Raw genomic sequence first — 12,628 nt, forward strand, 5'->3', positions numbered from 1 at the left:
CTCGAAAACAACCCCATGCACAGTAGAATGCCCTTGATCAATAAGGGATTTTTCAAGCCGTGCGACGACATCATCGGGGCTGAGATGATGCTTGACCTGTTGGGCAAAACACTGGCGGCGTGAGACCTCTCCCCGCACCTCAAACGCGCTGTCAGGCGCCGGCTTGATCGCCCGGTCGGGCCGGGCGATCACACCATTTGCGTCGTGCGAGTCGAGCCTGACGGCTTACGACTCGATCTTCACATACTCGAAATCGCCGGGCTTGTTGTCGATGCCGACCTTCGGCGGCGAGATCCAGGAAGCGAACTTGCCGGTCTCGGTGACCGGCTGCATCAAGGAAGTGATGAAGTCGCCGTCGCTGGTCGACGGCAGCCATTCATCCTTGCGTTTCGCCCAGGTGGCCTCGTCGATCAAGATGCCGTCGGGCGTGGCGTGGATGTCCTTGAACTCGCCGATGTGGCGATGGAAGGCGACATTGGGCAGCGTCAGTTTGAAGTCGTAGCCCGCGGTCGAGATCACCTTGTTCCAGCGCAGCATGCCCTTGACGCAATCCTGGCTGTAATCGTCGCGCAGGCGCATGTTGAGCGCGGTGAGTGCCGGCTCGTCCACCAGCTTGATCTCGCCGTTGATGAACTTGAGCACGGGATAGGTGGCGTTCTTGAGCTGGTGATCGTCCTCGATCTGGGTCTCGTGATAGCGGCCCTTGATGCCGGCATTGAAGGCGTTGGCGGCGTTGGTCGAGACTTCCGAGCCGAACAGGTCGAGCGACAGCGTGTAGTGCAGGTTCAGCTTCTTCTGGATGGTCGGAAGGTCGATCACCCCGAGCGCACGGACCTTGGCGATGTCGGTGGGATCGGTGATGCCGGCTTCGCGCATCGCATCGCAGGTACGCTGCACGACGCGGGTGATGCCGGTCTCGCCGACGAACATGTGGTGCGCTTCTTCGGTCAGCATGAAGCGGCAGGTCCGCGACAAGGGATCGAAGCCCGACTGCGCGAGCGAGTGCAGCTGCATCTTGCCGTCGCGGTCGGTGAAGTAGGTGAACATGAAAAAGGACAGCCAGTCCGGCGTCGCCTCGTTGAAGGCGCCGAGCATGCGCGGCGCATCCGCATCGCCGGAGCGGCGACGCAGCAGATCATCCGCCTCTTCGCGGCCGTCGCGACCGAAATATTTTTGCAGCAGATAGACCATCGCCCAGAGATGGCGGCCTTCCTCGACATTGACCTGGAACAAATTGCGCATGTCGTAGAGCGAAGGCGCGGTCTTGCCGAGATGGCGCTGCTGCTCGACCGAGGCCGGCTCGGTGTCGCCCTGGATCACGATCAGGCGGCGCAGCATGGCGCGATGCTCGCCCGGGACTTCCTGCCACGCCGGCTCGCCATAATGCTCGCCGAACGGCACCACGCGATTTTCTTCCTGGGGAGCAAGGAGAATACCCCAGCGATATTCGGGCATGCGGACGTAATCGAACTTGGCCCAGCCGCGCGGATCGACCGAGTATGCGGTGCGCAAATAGACCAGCGATTCCTGGAAGCCTTCCGGTCCCATGTCGCTCCACCAATCCATGTAGCCGGGATGCCAGCCCTCCAGCGCCTTCAGCACCTGGCGGTCCTCGGCGAGGTTCACGTTGTTGGGAATCTTGGTCGAGTAGTCGACGTTCATGATGTTCATGTTCATGGCCGTGCTCCTTGGTCTGTCGCTTGTCCCGGACGCTGCGCAACGCGAAGCGGTGCGCTGCAGAGCCGGGACCTATTGTTCGGTCTGTATGGGTCCCGGTTCTGCGCAGCGGCACTTCGTGCCGCAGCGCGCCCGGGACACGAAAAGCTACACCCGCGTCATATCGAATTTCGGCTTCTGGCCGCTGCCGTAGCGGCGCAGAGCGCCTTCCTCGCCGACTGCGTTCGGGCGCTGGAAGATCCAGTTCTGCCACGCAGTCAGCCGCGCGAAGATCTTCGATTCCATCGTCTCGGGACCGACGAAGCGCAGGCTCGCTTCCATGCCGGTGAGGCTGTCGGGCGAGAAGCTGGCGCGCTCCTCCAGGAATACGCGGACCTCGTCGTCCCAGTCGATGTCGTCGAGCGCGAAGGTGACGAGGCCGAGCTCTTCCGCCTGCTCGGCGTCAAGCGCGGTGCCGAGCGTTGCTTCGACGCGCTCCACATCGGACGGATCAGCCTGGAAGCGTGACTCCAACCGCGTCAGCCCATGGCTCATCGGATACGGGCCGAAATTCATCGCGGACAGTTCGATCGACGGCGGCGGACGGTTGTCGCCCTGGCGCGTGCCGATCAGCATGTAGGAGCGGTCGGCAGCGAAGACGAGTTCGGCGAGCGTGCCGGCAAAGCAGGAGCCGGGCTCGACCAGCGTCACCAGCGTGCGCGAGGTGACGTCGATGCGCTTGAGCACGCGCTTCCAATAATGCCTGATCTCGTTGACCAGCCAGTGCGCCTTGTTGGCTTCGAGGAAGGCGTCGGAGGCGAGCACATGGGCGCGCTCTCCGTGGCTCTTGAACACCAGCATCGCGATCTCGAGCTCATTGATGCGTAGGTGCAGGATGGCATCGTCGAGCTCACGCGCGACCTGGAGCGGCCAGAACGCAGCGCCTTGCGCCATCATGCCGTCGATGTCGGCTGGCGGCGCCGCCTCGGGCGCCTTGATGGAAATCGTGGCGATGCGCGCCGTGCGGTCGATATCGACCGTAACGAAGCCGTAGCGGATGCTGTTTTGATCCACGAGGCGCTTGAGCGGTGTCAGCGCAATGCCCTTGCCGCTGCCCTTGCGCGTCGAGGCGGCCGCGAACTCCTTGGCGCGCTCGGTGATCTTGGCCTCCAGCTTCGAGTTCGGCGCGATCTCGTCGACGAGGCGCCATTGGACGGCGCGCTTGCCCTTCACGCCCTCCTCGATGGTGCAGAAGAAATCGGCGTGGTCGCGGCGCACCTTGCGCTTGTCGACGACGCGCGTCAGCCCGCCCGTGCCCGGCAGCACCGCGAGCAGCGGCACCTCGGGCAGCGCCACGGCGGACGAGCCGTCATCGGCGAGGATGATGTGATCGGTCGCAAGCGCCAGCTCATAGCCGCCGCCGGCCGCGGAGCCGTTCACCACGGTGATGAAGCGCTGGCCGGAATTCTCGGAAGAATCTTCCATGCCGTTGCGGGTCTCGTTGGTGAATTTGCAGAAATTGACCTTGTGGGCGTGCGTCGAGCCGGCGAGCATGCGGATGTTGGCACCGGCGCAGAACACGCGGTTCTTGGCCGAGCGCATCACCACGACCTTCACCTCCGGGTGCTCGAAGCGCAGGCGCTGGATCGCATCGGCGAGCTCGATGTCGACACCGAGGTCGTAGGAGTTGAGCTTGAGCAGATAGCCCTCGAACAGGCCGCCGTTCTCGTCGACGTCCATGGTCAGCGTCGCGACGTCACCCTCGACCGCCAGCTTCCAGTGCTTGTAGCGAGAGGGTTCGGTCTGGAAATCGATGAATGTCGCGCCGCCTGCGAGGCGCCGATCTTCCCCGGCCATGGGTCATCCCTGAGCTTGGTTATGCATTGTCGCCGTAGCGTTAGATGCACAATAGTGCATCTTTTTGAACGCGTCTAGTCCTTAACGGCCACCACATGCACTTTGTTTCATGAACGCACTTACGAGCGCACGATGGCCCCGAGCGCGATCCAGTCGGCCTTGGAGAGCTCTGGACGGCCGAGCTTGGCTTGCAACAGTGCGATCAGGGCCGCGACCGGGAAGGTCTCGACGAAGCCGTCGCCGACCGCTGCCGCCTTGCGGGAATTCAGCGCCCGCAGTTCGCCGAGCGCATCCCCGAACAGGCGCGCGGCCGAGTGCGGCCGCTGCATCCGCAGCCGCAGATTGGCATTCGCGATGTGGACGCAGGCCCGCAGCAGAATGCGCTCGCGACCGCCTTGCGGGGCTGCAGCCCATACCGCCTCCAGCACCTCCTGCGCTTCCCAGAAATAGCCGCGGTCGTTGAGAGCAAGTCCGTACCGTAGCGCTGGATGGCGCGCCGGCACGTAGCCGCGGAACGCCGGAGGCACCAGCGCCTTGGCCATGTCGAGCGTCTCGCCATCGGCATCGGGCGCGCCGGTCTCGCCCGGCACATAGGCCCATTGCGGCCACGGCAGCGGCCTGATCGCGTTCGTAGGCGCACTCATTGAAAGTGCGCCCCTGCAACGTCATGCGGCGCGTCCCTGAAGTCCCTGATCGTCGCGCAGGGCCGCGCTTGCAAATTGCTCGATTGCGTCAAGCGTCGCCCCCGGCGCTTCACGATGCGGGGAATGGCCCGCCTCTGAAATGACTTTAAAATCTACCGGACAGTAGCACTCTTCCTGCGCGATTTCGATCTGACGCAATGTCCCATATTGATCGTCCGTGCCTTGCAGGATCAGGACGGGAACGCGGATATAGGCGAGGTATTCAGAGATGTCCCAGTCGCGGAATTTCGGATCGAGCCAGGCACCGTTCCAGCCGTAGAAGGCGTTGTCGACATCCTGGTGCCAGCGCGCCAGCTTTGCCTTGAGGTCCGTGGTCTCGAACGTCGTCTTGATCGCGGCGATGGATTGGACCGAGATGTCCTCGACGATGAAATGCGGCGCGATCAGCACGAGACCGCTGAGGCGATGATCCTGATGCGCGCCGGCATAGATCGTCGCGATCGAGGCACCGTCGGAATGACCGAGCAGCAGGCCGCGCCTGAAGCCGATGGCGTCGAGCAGCTTGGGCAGCACGTCCAACGCCTCGCGCTGCATGTAATCGAGCGGACGCGGCAGCGTCACCTTGCTCGACTGGCCGTAGCCCGCGCGCGAATAGACGAAGATGCCGGCGCCCGTGGCTTGCTGGAGCTTTTCCGGGAAGTCGCCCCAAAGGCCGACGGAGCCGAGACCTTCATGCAGCATGACGATGGTGGGAGCGTCGGCAGATTGCGGCGCCAGCCATTTGTATTCGAGACTGGCGCTGCCGATGCTGAGGAAGCCGGTGGGGGTGAGGTTGGTCATGTTCGTTCGTCCTTCTCGGTCGTCATGCCCGGGCTTGACCCGGGCATCCACGTCTTCCTCGTTCGCGGCCGCACGTGGATGGCCGGGACAAGCCCGGCCATGACGGCTGTGGTCAATTCGTCCCTTCCCGCAGCTTGAACCGCTGGATCTTCCCCGTCGCGGTCTTCGGCAGGGAGTCCACAACGTCGATCCAGCGCGGATATTTCCAGGGGCCGATCTTCTGCTTGACGTGCTCCTTCAGCATCTCCTGCAGGTCGTTCGTCCTGGCGCCGGGCCGCAGCACGACGAAGGCCTTTGGCTTGAGCAGCCCTTCCGGATCCGCTTCGGGCACGACGGCAGCTTCCAGCACGGCCGGGTGCGTGATCAGTGCGCTCTCGACCTCGAAAGGCGAGACCCAGATGCCGGAGACCTTGAACATGTCGTCGGCGCGGCCACAGAAGGTGTAGCGGCCGTCGCTGTCACGAACGTATTTGTCGCCGGTGCGGGTCCACGGGCCCTCGAAGGTGCGGCGACTCTTGTGGCGTTGATTCCAGTAGCCCTCGCCGGCGGAGGGCGCATCGACCAGGAGTTCGCCGACCTCGCCGTCGGCCACGTCCTGGCCGGTCTCGTTGACGAGCCGCACCGCATAGCCCGGCACCGGCTTGCCGGACGAGCCGTATTTGATGTCGCCGGGCGCGTTCGACAGGAAGATGTGCAACAGCTCGGTCGAGCCGACGCCGTCGAGAATGTCGACGCCGAAGCGCGCCTTCCAGCTGTTGCCGACGGATTCCGGCAGCGCCTCGCCGGCGGAGGTGCAGATGCGCAAGTTTTTGCCGCCGAGCTCGCCCTTCATCGTTTCGTCGTTGAGCATCGCCGCGAACAGCGTCGGCACGCCGTAGAAGATCGAGGGATTGTAGCGGTTCATCAGGTCGAACATTCGCGCCGGCGTCGGCCGCTCGCTGTTCAGGATCACGCTGGCACCGACCGACATCGGGAAGGTCAGCGCGTTGCCGAGACCATAGGCGAAGAACAGCTTTGCCGCGGAGAGGCAGACATCGCTCTCGCGGATGCCGAGCACCTGCCTGGCATAGGCATCGGCGGTCGCCTGCAAATTGGAGTGCAGATGGCGTACGCCCTTGGGCATGCCGGTCGAGCCCGATGAATAGAGCCAGAACGCCGGCTCGTCGGGATGCGTCGCCGCGGTCGTGAACTGGTCGCTCTCGCCGGCGATCTCCTCGGCGAGTTGCTTGTGGCCGTTCTGCTTTGCGCCGGACACGATGACATGCTCGAGATCGGGCATGCGACCGACGACGTCCTTGATGACGGGATAGAGCGCCTCCGAGACGAACAGCACGCGCGCGCGGCAGTCGGCGAGGATATAGGCGTACTGGTCCGCGGTGAGCAGCGTGTTGAGCGGCACCGGCACGATGCCAGCGCGGATTGCGCCCAGGAACACGATCGGGAAATCGACCGTATCCAGCATGATCATCGCCACGCGTTCCTCGCGGCGGACGCCGAGCCGGCGCAGCATGTTGGCAGCGCGGCGGCTCTCGCGTTGGAGTTCGCCATAAGTGAGCCGCGAGACGGTGTCGTCGAAGACGAGCTTGCTTCCCCTGCCCTCCTCGACGTTACGGTCGAGCAGCCAGGTCACCGCGTTGTAGGATCCCTCGCTCACGGACGTCTCCCCAGAATTTAGAATTATAATTCATAGAAAGACACTGCCGCGGCTTGCTGTCAATGCTATCAGGCACTATGTTTCATTAAAACGGGGACCTTCTTCAGGAAGACATCCGTTAAAGAAGGCTCATGACCGACAGTCCCGACGCCGAATCCCACTTCCTCGAACAGCTCGGCCAGCGCGTGCGAACCATGCGCGCACTGCGCGGCATGTCGCGCAAGGTGCTCGCCAAGGTATCAGGAATTTCGGAGCGCTACATCGCGCAGCTCGAGAGCGGCAAGGGCAATGTCTCGATCGTGCTCTTGCGCCGCGTCTCCGATGCGATGGGCGCGCATCTCGAAGATCTGCTGCCTTCGGCCGATCCGACACCGGACTGGCAGATGTTTCGCGACCTCCTGCGCAAGGCGACACCGGCGCAGATCGCGCAGGCCAAGGACCTGCTCGCCGGCGGCAGCGCAACCGCGCCGCGGCGCGCGCCGTTCTGTGGCATTGCGCTGATCGGTCTGCGCGGTGCCGGCAAATCGACGCTGGGGCGGATGCTGGCGAAGAAGATCGGCTGGAGCTTCGTCGAGCTCAACAAGGAGGTCGAGCAGCAGAACGGGCTCTCGGTCGCCGAGATCATCGCGCTCTACGGCCAGGAAGGCTTTCGCCGCATGGAGCAGGCAGCCTTGCAGCAGCTGCTCGCGCGCAACGAGCTGATGGTGCTGGCGACCGGCGGCGGCATCGTCTCCGAGCCGCTGACCTTCGATCAGATCCTGTCTTCGTTCTACACGATCTGGCTGAAGGCCGAGCCCGAGGAGCACATGGCCCGCGTGCGCCGCCAGGGCGATCTCCGCCCGATGGCCGACGACCGCTCCGCGATGGCGGAGCTGCGCAACATCTTGCTGAGCCGCGAGCCGCTGTATTCGCGCGCGACGGCCGTGGTGGATACTGCGGGGCTCAGCGTCGATGCCGCGGCAGTGCGGCTGATCGATGCGGTGCGGCCGGTGCTGCAGAACGAGGCGCGCAGCTTCGGCCTGCGCAGCGTGGCCCTGTAGATGACCGACGGCACCGTCACCCTCTCCATGTTCGAACGGATCGGCGGGAGTAGCGCGATCGATCGTCTCGTCGACCGCTTCTACGACCGCATGGACACGCTGCCGGAAGCGAAGATCATCCGTGCCATGCATGCGGACGATCTCGGCCTGATCAGGGACGTCTTGAAGCGCTATCTCACCGAATGGACCGGCGGGCCGCGGCTCTATACGCCCGAAAAGGGCCATCCGCGGCTGCGTCAGCGGCACATCGGCTTTGCCATCGGCGATGCCGAGCGCGACGCATGGATGCTCTGCATGCGCGGCGCGATGGAGGAGACGGTGACAGATGCCGCCGCGCGGCAGGATCTCGACAAGGCGCTGTCCGGCCTCGCCGACTGGATGCGCAACAGGCAGTGACCGCAGCCCGTATCGAACCAATCAAATCGACCAATAATTCGGATGCTGGTACGGCCGCGAGCGGTCGCCCCAGTCGAATTCATCGCCATCGGCTTCGCAGGGGCCGCTGCTCAATTGCTCCGGCGTCAGATCGACCTTGAAGGCCTGACGTCCCGAATCATACTTCAGCGCACTCCACTGCACGGGATAATGGTGATGGGCCCCGAGCAGCCTTCCGGTCTTGATGACGGCGTAGGCGACGGTTCCACTCACCTTGTCAAGCATCAATCGTTCGATCGTGCCGAGCTTGGTGCCGTCACATCCATAGACGGCCACGTGCTCGACACGATCACTGGGAACCATGGTGTGTTGCATGGCGTGCTCCCTGGTCTTGTCTGGAGCCGATTATAGGCCCGCAGCCCGGATGAGCGAAGCGAGATCCGGGGTCTTGCGACACTTTCGCTACCGGCTACGCCGCTACAGCAATTGCGAACGCACCGCTTCCGCGCCTTCGCGCAGCAAGGGCAGGAAGCGGTCGAGCAATTCCCGAGCAGGCACGCGGTCGACATGGGCGCCCATGTTGATGGCCGCGACGATGACGCCGTCGTAGCGATGCACCGGGACCGAGATCGAGCGGAAGTGCGGCTCCGCCTCGCGGTCGACCAGCGAATAGCCCTGCGCGCGGTCGGCGACGATGCGCGCGAGCAGCGCCATGGGATCGGTCACGGTCTGCGGCGTCAGTGCCTCGCGCTTGATTGCCTTCAGACGTACGGCAAGATCGGCATCGTCGAGCTGGCCGAGCATGGCGCGGCCAACCGAAGTGCAGAAGGCGGGCAGGCGGTAGCCGATGTCCAGCCCGCCGGAGAACACGCGTGACGGTCCGCCGCGGGCGATGAACACGACGTCGTCGCCGTCAAGCACGGCGAGCGAGGAGATTTCCTGCGCTGCCGTCGCGACGCGGTCGAGCACGGGCTGAAGCACGGCGACGAGCTGGCTGGAGCGCAAATAGGACGCCGCCAGCGTCAGCACATGCGGCGTCAGCGTGAACAGCTTTCCGTCGCTGGCCACGAAGCCGCCGTGTTGCAGCGTGAACAGGATGCGCCGCGCGGTGGCGCGCGGAAGATCGGCGGCACGCGCGAGATCGCTCAGCGTCATCGGGCCGGCAGTCGCGCCAAAGCATTGAAGCAGGCGCAGGCCACGATCGAGCGCCTCGACGAAATCCGTCGCGCGTTCCTCGCTCTCGCTCCGCTTCAACTTGGGCATGGCCTCGGGACAATCCTGCAAAATAGTGCTTGCTGCCGCTCCAAGGCATGTCATAATTCGCCCATTCGTTCAATAGGCGAACAAACGCCACTCCACAAGGATGCATGCGCCATGATGAGCCAGGAGCAGAACGACCTGATCACCCGCACCGGTCCGAAGGATCCCTGCGGCAAGCTGATGCGGAGCTATTGGCAACCCGCCGCCCTGGTCGATGAGCTCGAGGGTGCGCGGCCGATCCGTCCGGTCAAACTGCTCGGCGAGAACCTGGTGCTGTTCCGCGACGAGAGTGGACGCTACGGCCTGATTGATCGCCATTGCGCGCATCGCGGCGCCGACCTCGCCTTCGGCCGGCTCGAGCATGGCGGCCTGCGCTGCGCCTTCCATGGCTGGCTGTTCGACGCCAATGGCCAATGCATCGAGACGCCGGCCGAGCCGAAGGAGTCAAAACTCTGCCAGAACATCCGCCAGCGCTCCTATCCCGTGGTCGAGAAGAGCGGCATCCTCTGGGCCTATCTCGGCGAAGGTGAACCGCCGGCATTCCCGGAGCTCGACTGTTTCGTCGCGCCTGGCACGCACACCTTTGCGTTCAAAGGCCACATGGCCTGCAACTGGCTGCAGGCGCTGGAGGTCGGCATCGATCCCGCGCATGCCTCTTACCTACACCGCTTCTTCGAGGACGAGGACACGTCCACCGCCTACGGCAAGCAATTCCGCGGGGCTTCCGCCGGCTCCGACCTGCCGATGACCAAGATCCTGCGCGAATACGACCGCCCGATCATCAATGTCGAGCACACCGAATATGGCCTGCGGCTGATCGCGCTGCGGGAGATCGACGAGGAGCGCACCCATGTGCGCGTCACCAACCAGCTCTTCCCGCACGGCTTCGTCATCCCCATGAGCACAGAGATGACGATCACGCAGTGGCACGTGCCTGTGGACGACGAGAACTGCTACTGGTACGCGATCTTCACCAGCTATTCGAACCCGGTCGACAAGCAAAAGATGCGCGAGCAGCGGCTGGAGCTTTACGAGCTGCCGGACTACAAATCGCGCAAGAACCGCAGCAACGATTACGGCTTCGATCCGCACGAACAGCAGACCGCGACCTATACCGGCATGGGCACCGACATCAATGTCCACGACCAATGGGCGGTGGAATCCATGGGCGCGATCCAGGACCGCACCAAGGAGCATCTCGGTTCGAGCGACAAGGCGATCGTGCAATATCGCCGCCTGCTGCGGCAGGAGATCGAGAAGGTCAGTGGCGGCGAGAAGCCGATGCTGTTCCTGGACGAAGCCAATGCGCGCAGCATCCAGGGCCCGGCGACCATGGACGGCATCGGCCCGACGCGAGGCTGGGAAACCTATTGGATGGAAGTTGACGTCAAGCGCCGCCGCGGCGCGCCGTGGACCGCGCCGGTGCCGAAGGACATCGCCGACAACGTGCACCGGCTGACCGCGGCAGAGTGAACGTGACGGCCTATCCTCGTCATTGCGAGCGCAGCGAAGCAATCCAGGCTGCCTCTCCGGAGAGACTCTGGATTGCTTCGTCGCAAGAGCTGCTCGCAATGACGGAGAATGTGGCGCATGCTTCCGCGACTCAAGGAGTAGCAAAGTGACTTTCGTCGCGCGCCATGCGCTGTGGTCGGATGAGCAGAGAGATGCGGTGACGCGCATGCGCCGCATCGTCGAAGAGAAGAACCTCGAGGTCATCCGCCTCGCCTTCCCCGACCAGCACGGCATCCTGCGTGGCAAGACCATCATCGCCTCCGAGGCGATTGCGTCGCTGGAGAGCGGCTGCTCCATCACCACCACCATGCTGGCCAAAGACACCTCGCACCGCACGGTGTTTCCGGTGTTCACCGCGGGCGGCGGCTTCGGCATGAAGGAGATGGAGGGCGCGGCGGACGTGCTGATGGTCGCCGATCCCACCACGTTTCGCGTGCTGCCTTGGGCGCCCACGACGGGCTCGGTGCTGTGCGACCTCTATTTTGGCGACGGTCGCCCGGTGCCGTTCGCAACACGCGGGCTCTATCGCAAGGTGCTCGATGATCTCGCCGCCCGCGGCCATGATTTCGTCGCGGGTCTCGAGGTCGAATTCCACATCTTCAAGCTCGACGACGCGCATATGCGGCCTGAGGACGCCGGCCAGCCGGGCACGCCGCCCTCCGTGAGCCTGCTCAGCCACGGCTATCAATATCTCACCGAGCAGCGCTTCGATCAGATGGAGCCGGTGCTGGAGATCCTGCGGCGTGACATCGTCGCCCTCGGGCTACCCCTGCGCTCGGTCGAGGTCGAGTTCGGGCCGAGCCAATGCGAATTCACCTTTGCACCGAAGAAGGGCCTGGAGCCCGCCGACAACATGGTGCTGTTCCGCTCCGCCGTGAAGCAGATCGCGCGCCGTCACGGCTATCACGCCACCTTCATGTGCCGGCCGAAGCTGCCGAACGTCTTCGCCAGCGGCTGGCATCTGCACCAGTCGGTCGTGTCGTGCGCAAGCGGCGAAAATCTATTCATGGCGAAAGACGGCGGCGAGCCGCTCAGCCCGTTCGGCAAGGCGTACCTTGCTGGCCTGCTCGACCACGCCCGCGCGTCGACGGTGTTCACGACGCCGACCATCAACGGCTATAAGCGCTATCGCTCCTATTCGCTGGCGCCGGATCGCGCGATCTGGGGCCGCGACAATCGCGGCGTGATGATCCGCGTGCTCGGGGCAGCCAATGATGCCGCAACGCGCCTGGAGAACCGCATCGGCGAGCCCGCGGCCAATCCCTATCTCTACATGGCCTCGCAGATCCTGTCGGGCCTCGACGGCGTCGACCGCAAGCTCGATCCCGGCCCGTCCGCCGACACGCCTTACGAGACCAAGGCGCCGCTATTGCCGAAGTCGCTGCGCGATGCGGTCAGCGCGCTGAAGGACGATCCGTTCTTCCGCGAGAAGTTCGGGCCGGAATTCGTCGACTATTACACCCACATCAAGAACGCCGAGATCGACCGCTTCCTGTCCGAGGTGACCGACTGGGAGCATCGCGAATATTTCGAGACGTTTTGATGGGGATGGGGCCTCACGCCGGCGTGAGGCGACTTCGTCTGGCCTGTTCCGACGACATCACTCCGCGCGCCGACGAAACCAATTTCCCAATGTCTCGAAAACCGCCGGAAAAACGGCCGCGCTAGGCTGCAAACATGTGATCAACAATGGAGTTCGGTCATGTGGGGTCAATTGTTCAACCTGATCTATCGCCTGTCGTGCCGCACCACCTTGATCGAGATCGGCGTGCATCGCCTGGCGCGCTGAC

At 64.0% G+C, this 12,628-nt stretch carries 11 protein-coding genes; 4 read left to right on the forward strand and 7 right to left on the reverse strand.

Annotated elements, in window-relative coordinates; all coding sequences use genetic code 11:
* Nucleotides 1-225: 225 nt before the first annotated feature.
* The 5 genes from boxB to LPJ38_RS02130 form a co-directional block, all read right to left on the reverse strand.
* On the reverse strand, nt 226-1,677 hold the full coding sequence (gene boxB / locus LPJ38_RS02110; RefSeq protein ID WP_145642220.1) for a benzoyl-CoA 2,3-epoxidase subunit BoxB: 1,452 nt from the start codon (nt 1,675-1,677) through the stop codon (nt 226-228).
* Between the two features lie 147 nt (nt 1,678-1,824).
* Nucleotides 1,825-3,513: a 2,3-epoxybenzoyl-CoA dihydrolase gene (boxC, locus tag LPJ38_RS02115; RefSeq protein ID WP_145642223.1), complete on the reverse strand. Its 1,689-nt coding sequence runs from the start codon at nt 3,511-3,513 to the stop codon at nt 1,825-1,827.
* Nucleotides 3,514-3,632: 119 nt separating this feature from the next.
* On the reverse strand, nt 3,633-4,157 hold the full coding sequence (locus LPJ38_RS02120) for a DUF309 domain-containing protein (protein ID WP_145642226.1): 525 nt from the start codon (nt 4,155-4,157) through the stop codon (nt 3,633-3,635).
* Nucleotides 4,158-4,178: 21 nt separating this feature from the next.
* The gene (locus LPJ38_RS02125) at nt 4,179-4,997 is read right to left on the reverse strand and encodes an alpha/beta fold hydrolase (protein ID WP_145642229.1); all 819 of its coding nucleotides are present in this window, start codon (nt 4,995-4,997) and stop codon (nt 4,179-4,181) included.
* Between the two features lie 112 nt (nt 4,998-5,109).
* Complete coding sequence (locus LPJ38_RS02130) at nt 5,110-6,651, reverse strand: benzoate-CoA ligase family protein (RefSeq protein WP_145642232.1); 1,542 nt, start codon at nt 6,649-6,651, stop codon at nt 5,110-5,112.
* 131 nt (nt 6,652-6,782) lie between these two features.
* On the opposite strand from LPJ38_RS02130, the gene LPJ38_RS02135 reads away from it, so the two are divergent.
* Together LPJ38_RS02135 and LPJ38_RS02140 are read left to right on the forward strand one after the other, a co-directional pair.
* On the forward strand, nt 6,783-7,691 hold the full coding sequence (locus LPJ38_RS02135; protein ID WP_145642235.1) for a helix-turn-helix transcriptional regulator: 909 nt from the start codon (nt 6,783-6,785) through the stop codon (nt 7,689-7,691).
* Nucleotides 7,692-8,087 (forward strand): group II truncated hemoglobin, encoded by a 396-nt coding sequence (locus LPJ38_RS02140; protein ID WP_145642238.1) that lies wholly within the window; start codon nt 7,692-7,694, stop codon nt 8,085-8,087.
* Nucleotides 8,088-8,108: 21 nt separating this feature from the next.
* Here LPJ38_RS02140 and LPJ38_RS02145 read toward each other — a convergent pair whose 3' ends face one another.
* Nucleotides 8,109-8,441 carry a PRC-barrel domain-containing protein gene (locus tag LPJ38_RS02145; protein ID WP_145642240.1) on the reverse strand — a complete coding sequence of 111 codons (333 nt, stop codon included), beginning with the start codon at nt 8,439-8,441 and terminating at the stop codon, nt 8,109-8,111.
* Between the two features lie 102 nt (nt 8,442-8,543).
* Nucleotides 8,544-9,329, reverse strand: a complete 786-nt coding sequence (locus LPJ38_RS02150; RefSeq protein ID WP_145642243.1) for an IclR family transcriptional regulator domain-containing protein — start codon at nt 9,327-9,329, stop codon at nt 8,544-8,546.
* Between the two features lie 111 nt (nt 9,330-9,440).
* On the opposite strand from LPJ38_RS02150, the gene LPJ38_RS02155 reads away from it, so the two are divergent.
* A complete protein-coding gene (locus LPJ38_RS02155) occupies nt 9,441-10,799 on the forward strand; it encodes an aromatic ring-hydroxylating dioxygenase subunit alpha (RefSeq protein WP_145642246.1) in 1,359 nt (452 codons plus the stop codon).
* Nucleotides 10,800-10,944: 145 nt separating this feature from the next.
* On the forward strand, nt 10,945-12,381 hold the full coding sequence (locus LPJ38_RS02160; protein WP_145642248.1) for a glutamine synthetase family protein: 1,437 nt from the start codon (nt 10,945-10,947) through the stop codon (nt 12,379-12,381).
* The last annotated feature ends 247 nt before the right edge of the window (nt 12,382-12,628 follow it).

Origin of the sequence: Bradyrhizobium daqingense (assembly GCF_021044685.1) — a bacterium.
Classification (GTDB): Bacteria; Pseudomonadota; Alphaproteobacteria; order Rhizobiales; family Xanthobacteraceae; genus Bradyrhizobium; species Bradyrhizobium daqingense.

What these genes read in the sequence shown, in the direction of transcription:
- boxB (WP_145642220.1), bottom strand. Translation starts at nt 1,677, where the DNA reads ATGAACATGAACATCATGAACGTCGACTACTCGACCAAGATTCCCAAC.
- boxC (WP_145642223.1), bottom strand. Translation starts at nt 3,513, where the DNA reads ATGGCCGGGGAAGATCGGCGCCTCGCAGGCGGCGCGACATTCATCGAT.
- LPJ38_RS02120 (WP_145642226.1), bottom strand. Translation starts at nt 4,157, where the DNA reads ATGAGTGCGCCTACGAACGCGATCAGGCCGCTGCCGTGGCCGCAATGG.
- LPJ38_RS02125 (WP_145642229.1), bottom strand. Translation starts at nt 4,997, where the DNA reads ATGACCAACCTCACCCCCACCGGCTTCCTCAGCATCGGCAGCGCCAGT.
- LPJ38_RS02135 (WP_145642235.1), top strand. Translation starts at nt 6,783, where the DNA reads ATGACCGACAGTCCCGACGCCGAATCCCACTTCCTCGAACAGCTCGGC.
- LPJ38_RS02140 (WP_145642238.1), top strand. Translation starts at nt 7,692, where the DNA reads ATGACCGACGGCACCGTCACCCTCTCCATGTTCGAACGGATCGGCGGG.
- LPJ38_RS02145 (WP_145642240.1), bottom strand. Translation starts at nt 8,441, where the DNA reads ATGCAACACACCATGGTTCCCAGTGATCGTGTCGAGCACGTGGCCGTC.
- LPJ38_RS02150 (WP_145642243.1), bottom strand. Translation starts at nt 9,329, where the DNA reads ATGCCCAAGTTGAAGCGGAGCGAGAGCGAGGAACGCGCGACGGATTTC.
- LPJ38_RS02155 (WP_145642246.1), top strand. Translation starts at nt 9,441, where the DNA reads ATGATGAGCCAGGAGCAGAACGACCTGATCACCCGCACCGGTCCGAAG.